This window comes from Streptococcus oralis, from assembly GCF_023110055.1.
GTDB classification, from domain to species: Bacteria; Bacillota; Bacilli; order Lactobacillales; family Streptococcaceae; genus Streptococcus; species Streptococcus oralis_BY.
Genome location: NZ_JALDVG010000001.1, coordinates 1,026,011 through 1,045,178 on the forward strand (window position 1 = coordinate 1,026,011; position 19,168 = coordinate 1,045,178).

The 19,168-nt window shown below is 41.1% G+C and carries 12 protein-coding genes; 7 read left to right on the forward strand and 5 right to left on the reverse strand.

Annotated features, from left to right (window positions below):
• Window positions 1-47: 47 nt before the first annotated feature.
• Window positions 48-7,664 carry a YSIRK-type signal peptide-containing protein gene (locus tag M1G01_RS04975; protein WP_247931295.1) on the reverse strand — a complete coding sequence of 2,539 codons (7,617 nt, stop codon included), beginning with the start codon at window positions 7,662-7,664 and terminating at the stop codon, window positions 48-50.
• A 622-nt stretch (window positions 7,665-8,286) separates the two neighbouring features.
• On the opposite strand from M1G01_RS04975, the gene M1G01_RS04980 reads away from it, so the two are divergent.
• Complete coding sequence (locus M1G01_RS04980; RefSeq protein ID WP_247931296.1) at window positions 8,287-8,916, forward strand: MBL fold metallo-hydrolase; 630 nt, start codon at window positions 8,287-8,289, stop codon at window positions 8,914-8,916.
• A 104-nt stretch (window positions 8,917-9,020) separates the two neighbouring features.
• Here the strand turns inward: M1G01_RS04980 and M1G01_RS04985 are convergent, their stop codons facing one another.
• Window positions 9,021-9,785, reverse strand: a complete 765-nt coding sequence (locus M1G01_RS04985; protein WP_247931297.1) for a hypothetical protein — start codon at window positions 9,783-9,785, stop codon at window positions 9,021-9,023.
• An 88-nt stretch (window positions 9,786-9,873) separates the two neighbouring features.
• Window positions 9,874-11,766, reverse strand: coding sequence for a M13 family metallopeptidase (locus tag M1G01_RS04990; RefSeq protein ID WP_247931298.1), 1,893 nt, complete (start codon window positions 11,764-11,766; stop codon window positions 9,874-9,876).
• A gap of 178 nt (window positions 11,767-11,944) precedes the next feature.
• Between M1G01_RS04990 and M1G01_RS04995 the strand changes: the two genes are divergently transcribed.
• From M1G01_RS04995 to M1G01_RS05020, 6 genes are all read left to right on the forward strand, one after another.
• The gene (locus M1G01_RS04995; protein ID WP_247931299.1) at window positions 11,945-12,667 is read left to right on the forward strand and encodes a metal ABC transporter ATP-binding protein; all 723 of its coding nucleotides are present in this window, start codon (window positions 11,945-11,947) and stop codon (window positions 12,665-12,667) included.
• A complete protein-coding gene (locus M1G01_RS05000; RefSeq protein ID WP_000559774.1) occupies window positions 12,664-13,512 on the forward strand; it encodes a metal ABC transporter permease in 849 nt (282 codons plus the stop codon). Before M1G01_RS04995 ends, M1G01_RS05000 begins: the two co-directional genes overlap by 4 nt.
• 25 nt (window positions 13,513-13,537) lie before the next feature.
• The gene (locus tag M1G01_RS05005; protein WP_000733063.1) at window positions 13,538-14,470 is read left to right on the forward strand and encodes a metal ABC transporter substrate-binding protein; all 933 of its coding nucleotides are present in this window, start codon (window positions 13,538-13,540) and stop codon (window positions 14,468-14,470) included.
• Window positions 14,471-14,583: 113 nt separating this feature from the next.
• Window positions 14,584-15,078: a thiol peroxidase gene (gene tpx / locus M1G01_RS05010; protein WP_042768909.1), complete on the forward strand. Its 495-nt coding sequence runs from the start codon at window positions 14,584-14,586 to the stop codon at window positions 15,076-15,078.
• Window positions 15,079-15,161: 83 nt separating this feature from the next.
• On the forward strand, window positions 15,162-15,812 hold the full coding sequence (locus M1G01_RS05015; RefSeq protein ID WP_049538620.1) for a metal-dependent transcriptional regulator: 651 nt from the start codon (window positions 15,162-15,164) through the stop codon (window positions 15,810-15,812).
• Window positions 15,813-15,918: 106 nt separating this feature from the next.
• Window positions 15,919-16,335 (forward strand): hypothetical protein, encoded by a 417-nt coding sequence (locus M1G01_RS05020; RefSeq protein ID WP_247931300.1) that lies wholly within the window; start codon window positions 15,919-15,921, stop codon window positions 16,333-16,335.
• A 31-nt stretch (window positions 16,336-16,366) separates the two neighbouring features.
• Here the strand turns inward: M1G01_RS05020 and dtd are convergent, their stop codons facing one another.
• Window positions 16,367-16,810, reverse strand: a complete 444-nt coding sequence (dtd, locus tag M1G01_RS05025; RefSeq protein WP_247931301.1) for a D-aminoacyl-tRNA deacylase — start codon at window positions 16,808-16,810, stop codon at window positions 16,367-16,369.
• 29 nt (window positions 16,811-16,839) lie between these two features.
• Window positions 16,840-19,056, reverse strand: coding sequence for a RelA/SpoT family protein (locus M1G01_RS05030; protein ID WP_247931302.1), 2,217 nt, complete (start codon window positions 19,054-19,056; stop codon window positions 16,840-16,842).
• Window positions 19,057-19,168 lie beyond the last annotated feature (112 nt).

Below are 19,168 nucleotides of genomic sequence, written 5' to 3' on the forward strand. Positions count from 1 at the left end.
TTTGTTTCAGAAACTAATGGATACTACTTAGAATCTCGAGTATAGAATTAGTCTTCTTTTTTCTTGCGAGACACAAGTCCAAATCCGCTCATCAAACCAAGTACTCCTAGAGCTGCCAAAGCTGCATGATCTTCCGCACCAGTATTAGGTAATTCTTTGGTTGCTTTAGTAGTTGGAGATTGCTCAGTCGGTTTTTTTTGAGGGGCAGTAACAACTTTTTCGTAGACATGTTCTGTGTCGCCATTTGGAAGTTTCTTAGTCTCTACGAAGCGGTAACCTGGGATATCTTTCTTAGGTTGTTCGCCGTCTTCGGTTGGATAACCTGGAATGTCATTGCCTTCCTTATCCTTGTGACTAGTCTTCACTTTTTCGTAGACATGTTCTGTGTCACCGTTTGGAAGTTTCTTAGTCTCTACGAAGCGATAGCCTGGAATATCTTTCTTAGGTTGTTCGCCGTCTTCGCTTGGATAACCTGGAATTTCATTGCCTTCCTTATCCTTATGACTAGTCTTAACCTTCTCATAAACGTGTTCTGTGTCACCGTTTGGAAGTTTCTTAGTCTCTACGAAGCGGTAACCTGGAATATCCTTCTTAGGTTGTTCGCCGTCTTCGGTTGGGTGGCCTGGAATTTCATTGCCTTCCTTATCCTTGTGACTGGTCTTCACTTTTTCGTAGACATGTTCTGTGTCACCGTTTGGAAGTTTCTTAGTCTCTACGAAGCGGTAGCCTGGAATATCTTTCTTAGGTTGTTCACCGTCTTCGGTTGGGTGGCCTGGAATGTCATTCCCTTCCTTATCCTTATGACTGGTCTTAACCTTCTCATAAACGTGCTCTGTGTCACCGTTTGGAAGTTTCTTAGTCTCTACGAAGCGGTAACCTGGGATATCTTTCTTAGGTTGTTCACCGTCTTCGGTTGGGTGGCCTGGAATTTCATTGCCTTCCTTATCCTTATGACTAGTCTTAACCTTCTCATAAACGTGTTCTGTGTCGCCGTTTGGAAGTTTCTTAGTCTCTACGAAGCGGTAACCTGGAATATCTTTCTTAGGTTGTTCACCGTCTTCTGTTGGATAACCTGGAATTTCATTCCCTTCCTTATCCTTATGACTAGTCTTAACCTTCTCATAAACGTGTTCTGTGTCACCGTTTGGAAGTTTCTTAGTCTCTACGAAGCGGTAACCTGGAATATCTTTCTTAGGTTGTTCACCGTCTTCGCTTGGATAACCTGGAATTTCATTCCCTTCTTTATCCTTGTGACTAGTCTTCACTTTTTCGTAGACATGTTCTGTGTCGCCGTTTGGAAGTTTTTTGGTCTCTACGAAGCGGTAACCTGGAATATCTTTCTTAGGTTGTTCGCCGTCTTCGCTTGGATAACCTGGAATTTCATTCCCTTCCTTATCCTTGTGACTAGTCTTCACTTTTTCGTAGACATGTTCTGTGTCACCGTTTGGAAGTTTCTTGGTCTCTACGAAGCGGTAACCTGGAATATCTTTCTTAGGTTGTTCGCCGTCTTCACTTGGATAACCTGGAATTTCATTCCCTTCCTTATCCTTGTGGCTGGTCTTAACCTTCTCATAAACGTGGACCACATTGCCTTTTTCATCAACCTTAGTTTCAACAATTTTATATCCTAGAATATCTTTCTTAGGTTGCGAACCATCTTCACTTGGTGCTAGGATATTTCCTTTAGTATCAACAAATGAAGTATTCGGACGTACAGTAGGGATGTATTTAGCTGTAATTGGGGTTCCATTCTTATCAACACGTTTAACTGTTACTCCAGTTGCTCGACCTACAAATTCTGGCTCTGGTGTGAAAGTAACTTTTCCAGCTTCATCAATAGTATATGTACCCTCACCTGGTACCTTCTTCTCTGTTGTACCATCGTCAAAGGTCGGCTTAACTGTTTCATCAATTTCTACCGGAATTTCTTTACCATTGATTGTTACTTTTCCGCCTTCAAATGTTGGTGTTCCTGATTGAGGTTGTCCTTTCGGACCTTCTGATTCAGAATCTTTTGAAGTAGGTGTAACCGGGATAACAACTGGGGTATACTTAGCTGTAATTGGGGTTCCGTTCTTATCAACACGCTTAACAGTCACACCTGTTGCTTGACCTGTAAATGTCTTCTCGGGAGTAAAGGTTACTTTTCCAGTTTCATCAATAGTATATGTACCTTCACCTGGAATTGTCTTCTCTTTTGTACCATCATCAAACGTTGGTTTGACTGTTTCATCAATTTCAACAGTTTTCTCAATACCATTAACTTTGACTTTTCCACCTTCAAATGTTGGTGTTCCTGATTGAGTTGCACCCTGAACATCTGTTGTAATAACATCCGAACTTGTTGGAGTTGCTGGTTTAACAACTGGAGTGTATTTAGCTTTTACAGGAGTTCCATTCTCATCTACACGTTGTACTTCTACACCTGTTCCTTTTCCAGTAAATTGTGGTTCTGGCTTAAATTCTACCATACCATTATTTACAGTATAAGTTCCTTCGCCTGGAATGACAATTGGTTGATCTGTTGGTTTTCCTGTTTTTGGATCAATAAGTTCAAGACCCTTGGCTTCATCAATAGGAACAATTTTTTCCACTCCATTAACAGTAACCCTACCACCTAGGAATGTAGGCACTCCTTTTTGAGTTGCACCTTGAATGTCTTCTGTAACAGCATCAGTAGCTGTTGGAATTGCTGCCTTAACAACTGGAGTGTAGCTTGCTGTAACGGGGGTTCCATTCTTGTCTTCACGTAAAACTTCAACGCCTGATGCTTGACCTGTAAAGGTTTTTTCAGGAACAAAGGTTACTGTTCCGTCCGGTGCTACAGTATAAGTACCTTCACCCGGAATAGTGATAGAATCCACAACATTTCCAGTTTTAGAATCAATCAATTTAGCTGGAACAGTGTCATTCATCTCAACAGTAACTTCTTTTCCATTGACAACTGCAGTTCCACCTTGGAATTCTGGTTTTCCAGTTTGAGTTGCACCTTGAACATCTTCAGAAGTCGCAGGAACTCCAATAGGATTTACTGGGATAATTTGTGGCGTGTAAGTTGTCGTCACTTTAGTTCCATTTTCATCTTCTGCTTGCACAGTTGCTGGAGTAACCTTACCAGAATACAATTTATCCGTTGGACTAAAGGTTACCTTTCCAGTTGTTGGATCAATAGAGAATGTACCAATTTCAGTAGTCCCATCTTCAGCATAAGCTGGAGTTGTCTGACCTGCAGGAACTTCATTTCCTTCTTTATCAAGAAGTTTTACTGAACCTTGTTTAATTGGTGCAATTGCATCACCTTGAACAAATGTAGGAGTGCCTGTTTGTGTTGCTCCTTGAATATTTTCAGAAGTTGCTGGAGTTGCTGTTGGTGTAACTGGCGTAATCAATGGTGTGTAAGTTGTTTCAACCGAAATACCATTTTTATCTTTAGCCTGTACACGCACAGGTTGAACTTCACCACTATAAGTCTTATCAGTTGGGGTAAAGACTGCAACGGCTTGTTCACCAACTGTTTTCAGAGTATATGTACCAATAACATTTCCACTAGGGTCTTTAGCTGGAACAGATGTTGCTGGAGTTCCGGTTTCATCTAAAAGAGTGAAAGTAGCTGGGTCAATATCTACAGTCACCTGTTTACCATCCAGTGTAGTCGTACCACCATTGAATGTTACTGTACTTTCTTGAGTTGCTCCTTGGACATCAACTGACTTAGCAGGTTCTGCTGTTGGAGTAACACCTACAATATGTGGAGTATAAGTTGTCTTAACTTTTGTACCATTCTCATCTTCAGCCTGAACTGTTGCAGGTTGGACTTTACCTTTGTAAGTCTTATCGGCTGGACTGAATGTTACAGTATTTGAAGTTGGGTCAATTGTATATTCCCCTACTTTGTTACCATTCTCATCCAAAGCATCTACTGAAGCTCCAGGTGCTACCGGAGTACCATTCTTATCAAGAAGAACAGCTGAGTTCGGCTTGATTGGAGCAACAGAGTGTCCTTCTTTGAATGCTACCGTTCCTGTTTGAGTAGCGCCTTGGATACCAGTTGATTCTGCAGGAGTTGCTGTTGGAGTAACTGGTGTAACAGTTGGAGTATAAGTTGCTGTCGCTGTAGCGGTAATAGGTCTTCCATCTTTATCTTGACCAAGAGTTGCTGTTAATGATACAGTCACTGGGGTTGCTGTACCTGTGAATGTTTTCAACGGAACAAATGTCACAACACCAGTTTCATTATTAATTGTGTATGTTCCTTGACCATCAATTGTTACTTGGTCAACTAACTTACCAGTGGTAGGATCTACCAACTTAGCAGGTGAAGCAGCACTTGGTGCCACAGGTGAGCCATCACCAACAGATGTAAAGGTTGGAGTACCTGTTTGAGTCGCTCCTTGAACATCTGTGGATGTTACATTATGACCTTCAATCGTGTCTGTTACTGTGATGTGGTAAGTTGTTGTAGCTGTTGATGAGCCAGCCCCATGATCCACACCAGATTCAGTTCCACCTATTGTAGCATCTGTTGTGTAATTGCCATTACTATCAATAACTTCAACTGTTACTGTATAGACTCCCACTTCACTCAGTGTATAACCACTAGCAAGATTATAGTTGTTTGCATCTTGTTTAGTGTCATAAACCCTCTGAACTCCTGAAGGAGATGTTACTGTAATACGAGTAATGTAAGTTGTTTTTCCGTACTTAGTATCTTCTGCATCAGAGATTGTCACTGCAGCTTTTGCTTCATTACGGAGATCTACCGCAGTTCCTTTAGTAGAAGTATAATCTTGTGAGCTTGCAGTTGGTTTCGTATTGACAACAGTCGCAACATCTGAGTTAGTTGCGATTGTTCCTCTAATGATTCCACCAAAACCTGATTTAGTATGAACTTCCCATGAATCATCACCCAACTTTTTAGCAGTAACTTCTGTTCCATCTGATGATGTCCATGTGTTTGAATGTTTGTCAAAAGTAATAGTTACTGACATACCATCGCCAGCTTGGTTAGTATTTTGAGAAACATATTCCGTCATTGGACGATCAGGAGTAGTTACACTTGTTACATTTCCATCTTTATCAAGTTGACGAGTATATTCGTAAATGAAGAATTTCATACCACCGTCTAGCTGAGCTTCTGTGTACACTTGACGTTTAGTCCATCTTGTCGTACCATCACCATTCAGTGTTTTACTTTCAGCATATTCGCTTGGTAGCTCCCAGTGTCCGGTAGCCTTATTAAAAGTAGCAGTGTGTTTTTGCCCATCAGTTCCATTCAATTCAACTCGATCACGTAAGAAAGTTCCCTTAACATTTTCAGCTGATGCTTCTACTTTGATATTATCAACACCAACTTTTGCAGTTGCCTCTGACGTGACTGGAATATTAAAGACGGTATTTGAATCTACAGCACCTAGTTCTTGATTTTCAGTAACCGCTGTATTGGTTGAACCACTATCTACAAGCCATTTACTATTAACGGCTTTCAAGTTTGTTACAGTTCCATCTGGCATTGTAACCTTAGCACTTGTAGCACCTTTCGAGATTTTAACAGGAACTGTTGTTGAATAGGTTTCAACGTTTTGAACTTCAACTTTAGGCTTAACAACTACAGTAATAGAACCGTGCGCCTCTTGACCTGACTGATTCCATGTCGTATTATTAGATAATTTATCATAATCTTTAGCAAATACTGAAACGGTATAGATACCTGCCTCTGTCACCTTACCTCCAATGACAGCATTACCCATGTTGGTTCCAGCAGCTTTTTGCTCTTCAGCAGTACTGTTTGTTACAGTATAGTTGGTACCAGGAATCAACACTTTAGAATCATCTAATTCTGCTCCTATAGTGTTGTAGCCTGAGACACCTGTGACTGCTTTAGAAGAATTTTGACGAACTTTAACTACTTTACCTTCAGCAGTTGTATAGTCATAGTTTCCTGCTGAATTGCCAGGTATCGCACTAGCTCCCGAAGAATCATGAAAACGAAGATTGATATTCGCATCATCACCAACAGTTCTATCATAACGAGCTGAATCTGACTGAATTGTAGGAGGTGTGCTATCTTGCCAACCTACCCAACCAGCACGTAGATTCTGAATTTGGAAGGTGACAGTCCGCCCATCTGTATTCGTTGCAGTAATATTAAATCGTAAGTCATACACTCCATTTTCAATACCAGCAATTACTTTACCTTGAATGGTATCTGTCGCCTCATCATAAGCAACACCTGGTACAAGGTTAGTTGGTGTTACAGAGGTAAGACTCCAACCAGCTTGCTTAGCTTTTTCTGTAACTGCAATACGATCTTTCAAACCTTTAATATAAACTCTGTCAACTCCTTGTTCATACCCATAGCCATAAATTTCTGTAGCTAGGTATTCATAACCACCGTTAGCAGAGTATATTGACGTCGCAGCGTTTGAAATTCTTGACCCATCCGCACGGAGTTTATTTCTCCAAAGTGGTGCTTCTTCAGCTAACTTTTTAGCGGCATCAGGGGTTAATGGATAGTCTACACGTCCTTTGTTGTTATGACCAGTTTTTCCACCCTGTTCTGTATGCATCCCATTTCCAGCATTGGTATCTTCACCAGTCCGCTGATTAGAATAGACTTCTATCTCTAACCCTGTAGCATCAGTACCCGTAATTAATTTAATTTCTTGTACTGGAATTGTATAGGTATCTTTACCAGTATGATTTGCAGCGTTTGTTTCCGATGCATGAGTTGTGTTAGAACCCTCTTCGGCATAGAAATCTTGAGCAGCCAAAGCGACTCCAAAGTTTCCATCTTTTCCGATTCCTGCTTTCTTCAAATCATTGTAGACAGCAATAATGGAATCATTTAAGCGTGACAATTGATCATTGATTTGTTTAGCTGTAACGCTATCCGTAACTAACACTTTTTTAGCTTCCGCAATAACTTCTTTATTATTAGCTATCGCCGCCTCAATTGCCGCTTTGTTTTCAGCCTCAAGCTTATTTTTCCGGACTGCTTCAGTTGCTAAAACATTGGTTACCTCAGCTTCAGAGGTAACTTGTTCTAAGACTTTTTTAGCTTCTTGGACTGGTTTGACAGTTTCTTCTGCTTCTTTTGTTTCTTTTGTTTCTTCTGCTTTTTCTGTAGCAGTGGTCGCCACTGGTTTGACTGCTGTAGTTGCTGCTGTTTCCTCAACTTGTTTCCCAGCTTCGTCTGACTCAACTACAACTGTAATCAAAGCTTCAACTTTAGCATGCTCTGCATCGATATCAGCCTGTTTTGCAGTTTCGTTTGCAAGAACTGCCTTTGCCGCAGTCAATACTTCATTTGCAGTAGCTATCGCTGTTGCATCAGCTTTCTTTGCAGATGCAATCTTCGCTTCTAACTCAACTACTTTTTTAGTCAGAGCAGTCTTATCAACTTTTTTAGTCTCTACTACTTTTTCTGACGCCTTAGCTTCAGATTTCTCCGCCGTTATAGTTGACTCCGACTCCTTTGTTGCTACTGGTGTTGTCGTTGCCACTGTTGCATCTGCACCTTGTACTTCCGCTGCCGATACCGCACCATTACCTAGGAACATCATCAAACCGGTCGCAATTGCCACCGACGCTGCCCCAAAGCTGTACTTCCGAATGCCATAACGAATGTACTTCTCCGTTCTAAACCCCTGTTGCTTACTCTTCATAAGATACACAACCCTCCTATTTTTATTATATCGATATTGAAATATAGAAAAAACGAAATTTCTTCCCTACTCAAAAAATGGTCTTTAAATTTCATTATTCTAAAAGGATTATATCCTCGTATTCAATATGCATATTCATACTAACACTTTTCCCTATCTTTTTCAACAACTTTTATAATTTTATTTAAAATAAAATTAATAACATCCAAATCATTTGATTTGCAAAAACAAGAACAAGTCCTATATTTACAATATGTAAACCTTTTGTTTTTGTTGAAAACAAACTCAATAAAATACTATTTAATGTATCAAAGTATATATTTATATTTTGATACATTTCTCATATATTATTTTTATACATAATTTAATTATAATTATTGCTATAAAATATGAGTGTATCCTGTATCGAAATCAGTGTATTTTGGTCAGTTATTTCTTATTTATCCTATGCTCTTATTACCGTTCAACTAAAAAAGCCGAAACAACTTATCTTACAGCAATTTCCTTCTTTTTAAAATATAAGTCAGCCTACCTCGAATACAAAAGTGGGACTTTCTTTTCACTTTATTTCTCTCTTCTATGCTATACTTAGTTTAGTACATTCTTTGAGATTGGAGACTTTATGAAAATCCATAAAACCGTGAATCCCGTTGCCTATGAAAACACTTATTATCTAGAAGGAAACCAACACCTGATTTTGGTTGACCCAGGTAGCCATTGGGAGGCTATTCGCAAAACTATCGTGAAAATCAACAAACCAGTCTGTGCGATTCTCCTGACTCACACCCACTACGACCACATTATGAGTCTTGACTTGGTCAGAGATACTTTTGGAAATCCCCCCGTTTATGTAGCAGAAAGTGAAGCCAGCTGGCTCTTTACCCCTGTTGACAATCTCTCTGGCCTACCTCGTCATGATGATATGGCTGATGTCATCTGCAAACCAGCTGAACACACCTATGTCTATCACGAGGAATACCAGATCGAAGAGTTTCGTTTTACGGCATTGCCAACACCTGGCCATTCTATCGGAGGTGTTTCTCTGGTTTTTCCTGATGCCCATCTAGTCTTAACCGGAGATGTTCTATTCCGCGAAACCATCGGACGGACGGACCTTCCTACAGGTAGCATGGAACAACTTCTCCATAGTGTCCAGACTCAACTCTTCACTCTTCCTAACTACGATGTCTATCCTGGGCACGGCCCGGCTACGACCATCTCTCACGAAAAGACCTTTAATCCCTTTTTCTAGCAAACAAAAAACCAAGGATAATTTCCTCGGTTTTTTTGTAGCTTCTATTTTTATGTTAATATTTTCTCAGAAGAATCAATATTGACTAGAAAAATAATTCAAAACTAATTAGCCGGATTCAATTCTTTCCAACTAATGTTAGACAAATCAAGCTTTTCAGAAGAGATATCTAAAACTTGCTCTGCTTTTTCATTGCCACCGATTTGAATAGTTGCTTCTTTAATCTTCTGGACTCCATTTTTATCAAACGAATATAAAGCCAAGTTCATTTCTGGACGGGTTGACTGCCAGTCTGCATAAGAGACTAGACCATTTTCGTAAATAACAAAGCCTGAGCGAAAACCACCTGCAGAAGGTACATATGCTGTATGAAGTAAACTAGGTTTGTGATTTTCCAAATAATAAATGGCTGAAACAAATTTTTCATCGCCAATAAGCAACTCGTCTTGACCATCCTTATTCAAATCAACTATTGCGTATTTCCAATCGGGTGCATTTTGATAATCCATTCGAGAGAAAACTAGGCCATATTCTTCTGAAGTAATCTTATTTTGTTTATTTTCCTTGTATAAATCTTCTCTATTACCTTGTTTTAAAAGGTCTGTAAAATGATTATAGCGTTCAATCACTTCTTTATATAAATCTTGTCCAGTTTCTTTCTTACTTTCAGCAGTCGATTGCGATTCCTTGGTTGACGAGTCACTAGTATTTTCAGCCTTTGCTTCTGTTGATACACTAGTCTTATCGTCTTGGGAGACAGATGATAGTGCAGATGAAGGTTCTGTATTGTTTCTATTTTTATTGAGACCACAAGATGCTAGAACTGAAATCGAAAGAATAGCTGATAGCATCATTAAAAATTTCTTCATGTTAACCTCGATAGCATTGCATTTTCAGATTGATAAACTTCAAAAATGAACCATTAATTCCAAGATGATACTTGGTTAGGGACTTACTTTACCAAATAATCACACGATCCTCTGGTGAACGCCACATACCGTCGCCTTCTTTGACATCATAAGTTGTAAAGAAGTCATCGAAGTTTGGTACTTGGACATTGACACGGAGTTTAGCAGGCGCGTGCACATCGACACTGGCCATGAGTTTCATCAACTCCGGACGGCCTTTCATACGCCAGATACGAGCAAAGTTGTGGAAGAATTCTTCAGCAGAGAAGTCTGGCTCTCTCTTAGCAGCTTCAAGGGCTGCAGCAATTCCTCCAAGGTCAGCAACGTTTTCTGAAACTGTCAACTTACCATTTATAGTGGCACCATAAGATTCTTGACCATCAAACTGGTCGATAACTTTCTGAGTTTTTTCCTTAAAGGCAGTATAGTCACTCTCTGTCCACCAATCCTTGAGGCTACCATTTTCATCAAAGGAAGCTCCATTTGTATCAAAGGCATGAGAAATTTCGTGAGCGATAACTGCTCCGATACCACCATAGTTGGCTGAAGATGACTGATGCAAGTCATAGAATGGAGCCTGTAAAATGGCAGCTGGGAAAACAATCAAGTTCTTCTGAGGATTGTAGTAGGCATTAACCATGTGTGCTGGCATGCCCCACTCCTTGTAGTCAACTGGCTGGTTCCACTTGCTCCAGCTGTGCTTGATTTCCACACGCGCAAAGGCTAGGGCATTCTCAAAGAGACTGGCAGTTTCGTCCACTACCTTGTCCTTGTAGCGGGCTGGCAATTCCTCTGGATAACCGATATAAGGCTTGATGACATTGAGTTTGACAATAGCCTTATCACGCGTTTCAGGAGTGAGCCAGTCATTCTTAGCCAAACGTTCCTTATAAACATCAATCATAGTCGCCACTTTTTTCTCTACGTCTGCCTTAGCTTCTGGGGAGAATTTTTCATGCGCATACCAGAGACCAAGGGCTTGCTTAAAGGGACCTTGGGCCAAGTGATAGGCTGCCTTGACCTTGTCCTGAGCTTCTGGAACACCTGAAAGGGCACGTCCATAGGCACCTGATAGGACACGAATCTCGTCTGTGAGATAGCTGGTTGAAAGATTGACCACAGCCAAAATCAAGGTTGCCTTAAGCAAAGGCCACGCTTCTTCACTATAAAATTGGTCTGCTGCTTGCCAGAAACGTTCCTCATCTACGATAACCTTATCTGGAGTTTGTCCAAGAACTGCTTGGAAGAAATCATCCAAAGGTAGGGCAGGGGCAAATTTCTTGAAATCTTCATAAGCGTATGGATGGTAGAGTTTGGCATATTCTGAACTTTCTTCGTTTGAAAGAACCACTGCTGCGATACGACGGTCCAATTCCAATCTCTTCTCTAGTAAGTCTTCGATTTCCTCATCTGAAAAATCATAGGCTTTGAGTAGATTCGTTGTACTTTCCTTCCAAAGAGTCAAGAGCTCCTCACGCTGAGGATGGTCTTCAGCATAGTAAGTTGTATCTGGTAGGATAGTCCCTGGTGCACTAGCCCAGAGAACATTGGTTCTGGCATCCATAAAGTCTGGTGATACGCCAAATGGGAGGAAGTTTGGCTTCCCTGCTAGCTCAAACGCTGCTAGTTTGCTAGTGTAATCTGCAAAGCTCTCCAAATCTTGGTATTCCTTGAGCATTGGCAAAACAGACTTGATCCCATCTGCTTCTCTCTTGTCAAAATCACGTACCATACGATGGTACTTAACAAAGTTGGCGAGGATAGCGTCCTCTGGAACATCTTCGCCTTCCAACCACTTGTCCGTAGTCGCCAGCATCAACTCTTCAATTTCCTCATCAAGGTCAATAAAGCCACCTGTTCGAGATTTGTCAGCTGGAATGACCGCTGTTTTTTCCCATTCGCCATTGATTGCATCATAAAAATCGTCTTGATAACGTGTCATCTTGTTCTCGCTTTCATTTTTCACTTATTCTTAGCTTAGCAAAAAACACCATGGAATGCAATTAAAAATGGTCTCTCTTTTTTCTTCATTTTTCAGTTATTATTTTAAAATTTTTAAAAATTAACTTGACTTAATTTTTTTTTTAAGGTATATTAAAAGACAGGAGGAAAATAACTGTATGATACGTATCGAAAACCTCAGTGTCTCCTACAAAGAAACGTTGGCACTAAAGGATATTTCACTAGTGCTCCAAGGACCAACTATTACTGGAATTATTGGTCCAAACGGTGCTGGAAAATCAACTTTATTAAAAAGTATGTTGGGAATTATCCCACACGAAGGTCAGGCCTTTCTCGATGACAAAGAGGTCAAGAAATCTTTACATCGAGTTGCCTATGTCGAGCAAAAAATCCATATCGACTACAATTTCCCTATCAAGGTCAAGGAATGTGTCTCACTGGGACTCTATCCATCTATCCCGCTCTTCCACACTTTAAAGGCCAGCCACTGGAAAAAAGTGGCGGATGCACTTGAAATCGTTGGACTCTCAGACTATGCTGATCGCCAAATCAGTCAGCTCTCAGGAGGACAATTCCAACGTGTTTTGATTGCCCGTTGCTTAGTGCAGGAAGCTGACTACATCTTTCTAGATGAGCCATTTGTCGGGATTGATTCGGTTAGTGAAGAGATTATCATGAACACGCTGAGAGACCTTAAAAAAGCTGGTAAAACAGTTCTCATCGTCCATCATGACCTCAGCAAAGTCCCTCATTATTTCGACCAAGTTATGCTTCTCAATCGAGAATTGGTTGCTATTGGTTCAACTGAAGAAATCTTTACCGAAGTCAATCTCAAAAAAGCTTATGGTAGTAAGCTCTTCTTTAATGGAGGTGACCTATGATAGCAGAATTTATCGATGGATTGCAACATTTCCATTTCCTACAAAATGCCCTGATAACAGCTATAGTCATCGGGGTGGTTGCTGGAGCCGTGGGATGTTTTATCATCTTACGTGGAATGTCTCTCATGGGGGATGCCATCTCTCACGCAGTTTTGCCCGGCGTAGCCCTTTCCTTTATCCTGGGAATTGATTTCTTTATTGGAGCGATCATCTTTGGCTTGATGGCTTCCATCATCATTACCTACATCAAGGGGAACTCTATCATCAAGAGTGACACTGCCATTGGTATTACCTTTTCATCTTTCTTAGCCTTAGGTGTCATCTTGATTAGTGTTGCCAAGAGTTCGACAGACCTCTTCCATATCCTTTTTGGGAATATCCTCGCTGTCCAAGATACGGACATGTGGATCACCATTGGTGTGGGGGCATTGATTCTCTTGATTATCGGGATTTTCTTTAAACAACTATTGATTACATCCTTTGACGAGCTTTTGGCTAAAGCCATGGGAATGCCTGTTAATTTCTATCACTATCTACTCATGGTGCTCTTGACCCTTGTGTCAGTCACTGCCATGCAAAGTGTTGGAACGATTCTTATCGTGGCCATGTTGATCACCCCAGCTGCGACGGCTTACCTTTATGCTAATAGCCTAAAGAGCATGATTTTTCTTTCATCAACCCTAGGGGCAACCGCTTCTGTTTTGGGACTCTTTATCGGCTATAGCTTCAACCTCGCAGCAGGATCCAGCATCGTGCTCACATCTGCCAGCTTCTTCTTAATCAGTTTCTTTATCTCACCAAAGCAACGATACTTGAAACTAAAAAATAAAAAAATCAATAAATAAGGGGAAACCCTTCTGGAGGAATCTAATGAAAAAATTAGGTACATTGCTCGTTCTTTTTCTTTCTATCATTGGATTAGCTGCCTGTGCTAGTGGGAAAAAAGATACAGCATCTACAAACCAAAAACTAAAGGTTGTAGCGACTAACTCTATCATTGCTGATATTACTAAAAATATCGCTGGTGACAAGATTGATCTTCATAGTATAGTTCCTGTTGGTCAAGACCCACACGAGTACGAACCACTTCCTGAAGACGTAAAGAAAACTTCTGAGGCTGACCTCATTTTCTATAACGGTATCAACCTTGAAACAGGTGGCAATGCTTGGTTTACCAAATTGGTCGAAAATGCCAAGAAAACTGAAAACAAAGACTACTATGCAGTTAGTGACGGCGTAGATATCATCTACCTTGAAGGTCAAAACGAGAAAGGCAAAGAAGACCCACACGCTTGGCTCAACCTTGAAAATGGGATAATTTATGCTAAAAATATCGCTAAACAGTTGATTGCAAAAGACCCTAGCAACAAGGAATTCTACGAAAAAAATCTCAAAGACTATACTGAAAAGCTAGACAAACTGGACAAGGAAGCTAAAGAGAAATTTAACAATATCCCTGCTGAGAAAAAACTCATTGTAACCAGCGAAGGATGCTTCAAATACTTCTCTAAAGCTTACGAAGTTCCAAGTGCCTACATCTGGGAAATCAACACAGAAGAAGAAGGAACACCTGAACAAATCAAGACCTTGGTTGAAAAACTTCGCCAAACAAAAGTTCCATCACTCTTTGTTGAATCAAGTGTCGATGACCGTCCAATGAAGACTGTTTCACAAGACACAAATATCCCAATTTACGCACAAATCTTTACTGACTCAATCGCTGAAGAAGGTAAAGAAGGTGACAGCTACTACAACATGATGAAATACAACCTTGACAAGATTGCTGAAGGTTTGTCAAAATAATCCATTAAAAACGTCATTCTCACCGAATTGGCGTTTTTTCAATTTCCGGTCAAATCATTGGAAAAATCTGACAATTCTCGGTAAAATAAAAGAAAAAAGAATGGAGTAGTTTCATGACCACTTTTCTCGGAAATCCTGTAACTTTTACAGGTAAACAACTGCAAGTCGGAGACAAGGCACTTGACTTTTCTCTTACGACAACCGATCTCTCTAAAAAAACGCTAGCTGACTTTGATGGAAAGAAAAAAGTCTTGAGTGTTGTCCCTTCTATCGATACTGGTATCTGCTCAACGCAAACACGTCGCTTCAACCAGGAACTTGCTAGCCTTGATAATACCGTCGTTCTTACCGTTTCTATGGACCTACCATTTGCCCAAGGACGCTGGTGTGGGGCTGAAGGCCTTGACAATGCCATCATGCTTTCAGACTACTTTGACCATTCTTTCGGACGTGATTATGCCCTCTTGATCAACGAATGGCATCTCCTTGCACGTGCCGTCTTTGTTCTCGATACTGACAATGTCATCCGTTATGTAGAATACGTTGACAATATCAACACGGAGCCAAACTTTGAAGCTGCTATTACTGCAGTTAAAGAACTAGACTAAAATCACAAGCATTATGACAGAAAGCTAGAGAAATCTAGCTTTTTTTGGTATACTAGATGGAGAGAATATACAAGAGGAAACGAATGACTCCAAATAAAGAAGATTATTTAAAATGTATTTATGAAATCGGTACGGACATGCAAAAAATCACCAACAAAGAAATTGCTGCCCGTATGCAGGTCTCTCCACCTGCTGTAACAGAGATGATCAAACGCATGAAAAGTGAAAATCTCATCCTCAAGGATAAGGAGAATGGCTATCTATTAACAGATATTGGTCTCAAACTGGTCTCTGAGCTCTATCGTAAACACCGTTTGATTGAAGTCTTTCTAGTTCACCATTTGGACTATACTAGCGATCAGATCCACGAAGAAGCTGAGGTCCTAGAACACACTGTCTCCGACCTTTTTGTAAAGAGACTGGATAAACTGCTGGGTTTCCCTCAAACCTGCCCCCACGGTGGAACTATACCAGCCGAGGGAGAACTCTTGGTTGAAATCAATAACCTGCCACTAGCAGCCGTCCAGGAAGCTGGAACCTATCTCCTGACTCGCGTTCATGATAGTTTTGAACTACTCAAATATCTAGAAAAGCACGCAATTCATATCGGTGACCAACTCCAAGTCAAGCAGTTTGATGGCTTTTCCAATAGCTTTACTCTGGTCAACAAAGACGAAGACCTCCAAGTTAGTATGGATATCGCCAAACAACTCTATGTCGAAAAAATCAACTAACCCTTATTCCTGAAAGAAGTTCCTTTCAGGGATTTTTTATTATTTTGCTTGTAAGTCCCATTCATTTGGTGTAGAATGAAGCTAGATAAAAGAGGAAGGTCATCTTATGAAAAAGCTCTTTAGACTACACTTCGCAGCCATTGCAGTCTCCGATTTGCTACTACTATTTACATTTTTTTACACCAGATCCGTGACATCTTTGGACTGGCTCCTACTCTCTGGCTTCATTTTAATCCTTTCTCAGGGATTACTGCTATTTCGCTTGGTCTTCCGACTCAAACATCATTTCCCTGAGATTTATCCTCAAATCAATAAAAAGATTCGCTTCTACTATTTAGGAGTTCTCACCATTGACTTTCTATTATTTGTCCTTTTAACCTTCACTAGTTCTCAGCGATTTTCCTATCTTATGCCAATCGTCACTTCTTGCCATTCTACTTTTTATTATCTGACGGCTAACCACCTAAGAGAAAACTATCCAAACTTTTACAACAAACACATAGTCTTCTGGGAGTGTCTATAAACAAAAACCAAGCCAGCTGGGCTTGGTTTTCTTATCTATTTTTAGTATCAAGGATAACGGTGACTGGTCCATCATTAACCAGCTCCACCTGCATATCCGCTCCAAAAATACCTGTCTGAACAGGGACTTCCTGAGCTAGCTTTTGGTTGAAAGTATCATAGAAGGCAGTTGCCATATCCGGCTTGGCGGCACCTGTAAAAGCTGGACGATTGCCTTTCTTAGTGTCCGCAAAGAGGGTAAACTGAGAAATAGAAAGGATTTCTCCTTCAATATCTTTGACAGACAGGTTCATCTTGCCTTCTGCATCCGAAAAAATCCGCATATTGACAAGCTTTCTTACAGCATAGTCCAGATCTTCCTCTTGGTCCTCTGGGCCAACACCGACCAGTAATAAGAGCCCCTGTTTGATTTTCCCCTGAACCTGACCTTCGATACTTACTTGGGCTTTTTTAACCCGTTGGATAATGATTTTCATAATAGCCTTTCTAGTAACTGAGGGGAGAATTAGCCGTTGGTCCGTTTGACAGAGTAGACCTCTGGCACACTCTTAATCTTATCCACAACTGTAGTCAGTGTAGAGAGGTTGGAAATACCAAAGGAGACATGGATGTTAGCAAATTTCATATCCTTAGTTGGTTGAGCATTAACGGTCGAGATATTCTTGGTCGTGTTTGAGAGAACTTGCAGAACATCATTTAAGAGCCCTGTACGATTGAGACCATAGATATCGATGTGGGCAGTGTATTCCTTGCTTGAGAATTGATCTTCCCATTCCACATCAAGGAGACGTTGCTCGTAGTTTTCTTGGGCACGGAGATTCATACAGTCCACACGGTGAATAGCTACACCACGACCCTTGGTAATGTAGCCAACAATGTCGTCACCCGGAACTGGATTGCAACACTTGGCAATCCGAACTAGGAGACCTGAGGCCCCTTCAATGACCACACCACCCTCATGCTTGACCTTGAGGGTTTCTTTATTTTCAACCTTAACTTCACCACCTTTGACAAGTTCTTCTGCCTCCGCCTTGGCCTTGGCACGCTCTTCCTCACGGCGTTCCTTTTCGGTCAAACGGTTAAAGACGGTAATAGCGCCAATTTCTCCAAAACCAATAGCTGCATAGAGGGCCTCCTCTGTCTTGTAGCTAGTCTTTTGAAGGACCTCGTCCATGTGACGCTTATCCATGAATTTATTGGCCACATAACCGTTTTCTTGGAACTGGGCCATCAGCATCTCACGGCCCTTGTTTACAGATAATTCCTTGTCTTGATTTTTAAAGAACTGGCGAATCTTGTTGCGCGCCTTACTGGTCTTGACCATGTTGAGCCAGTCACGACTCGGTCCAAAAGAGTTGGGGTTGGTGATAATTTCAACCTGATCCCCTGTCTTAAGCTTGGTTGTTAGCGGAACCATACGGCCATTGACCTTGGCACCAGTCGCTTTTTCACCGACTTTGGTATGGATTTCATAGGCAAAGTCAATCGGTCCTGAATCTTTTGGAAGGGAGCGAACTGCACCATCTGGGGTAAAAACGTAAATCTCCTCCGCCAGATAGTTTTCTTTAACAGAGTCCACAAATTCCTTGGCATCATCAGCCTGGTCTTGGAGCTCCATCATCTCCTTGATCCAGTTCATCCCAATAGCAGATTCCTTGCTGTTGACCTGCCCTTTAATGCCTTTCTTATAGGCCCAGTGAGCTGCTACCCCGTACTCAGCCACTTCGTGCATTTCCTTGGTCCGAATCTGGAATTCAATCGGCCCTTTTGGCCCATAAACGGTTGTATGGATGGACTGGTAACCATTGGCCTTACGATTGGCGATATAGTCTTTGAAGCGGCCTGGCATGGGTTTCCAAAGTTCATGCACATAACCCAACATGGCATAGACATCACTCTGGGTATCTAAGATACAGCGAATGGCAATCAGGTCATAAATCTCCTCAAAGCGTTTCTTCTTATCCTGCATCTTGCGATAGATCGAATAGATATGCTTAGGACGGCCATAGATTTTCCCTTTGAGATTGCGTTCGGTAGCATACTCTTCCAACTTGGTTACGACTTCATCGACCAAAGCCTCTCGCTCTCTACGTTTCTCCTTCATCATGTGGGTGATCTTGTAAAACTCAGTTGGATTGAGGTAACGGAAAGATAGATCTTCCAACTCCCACTTGACACTGGAAATCCCTAGACGATGAGCAAGTGGTGCGTAAATTTCCATGGTTTCTCTAGAGATACGTTCTTGCTTGTCCTTTCGCAGGTGTTTGAGAGTCCGCATATTGTGCAAACGGTCCGATAATTTAACCAAGATAACACGGATATCCTCAGACATGGCCATAAGCATCTTGCGGTGATTTTCAGCTAATTGTTCCTCGAGTGATTTGTACTCAACCTTACCAAGCTTGGTCACACCATCAACGATAATCCGAACATCATGACCGAACTCTCTCTCCAGATCATCCAGTGTCGCATCTGTGTCTTCAACAACGTCATGCAAAAAACCACAGGCGACGGTTACGGCATCCAGCTTGAGCTTAGCCAGAATTCCTGCCACCTGAATGGGATGGATAATATAGGGCTCACCTGATTTGCGGTATTGACCACTGTGACAATCCACCGCATAAATCAAAGCTTTTTGTACAAAAGCAACGTCTTCCTTTGTTAAATATTCTCTCGTTAAAGCGACTACCTGATCGCCCGTCAAATTCACTTCTTTCGGCATCTATACTCTCCAATTCTTCCTACCATTTTATCACTTTTTTAAGAATATTAAAACTAGAAAAGCCTGTTTTTATGCCAATACCAATCATTAAAAAAACACTGCCAGATTTCTC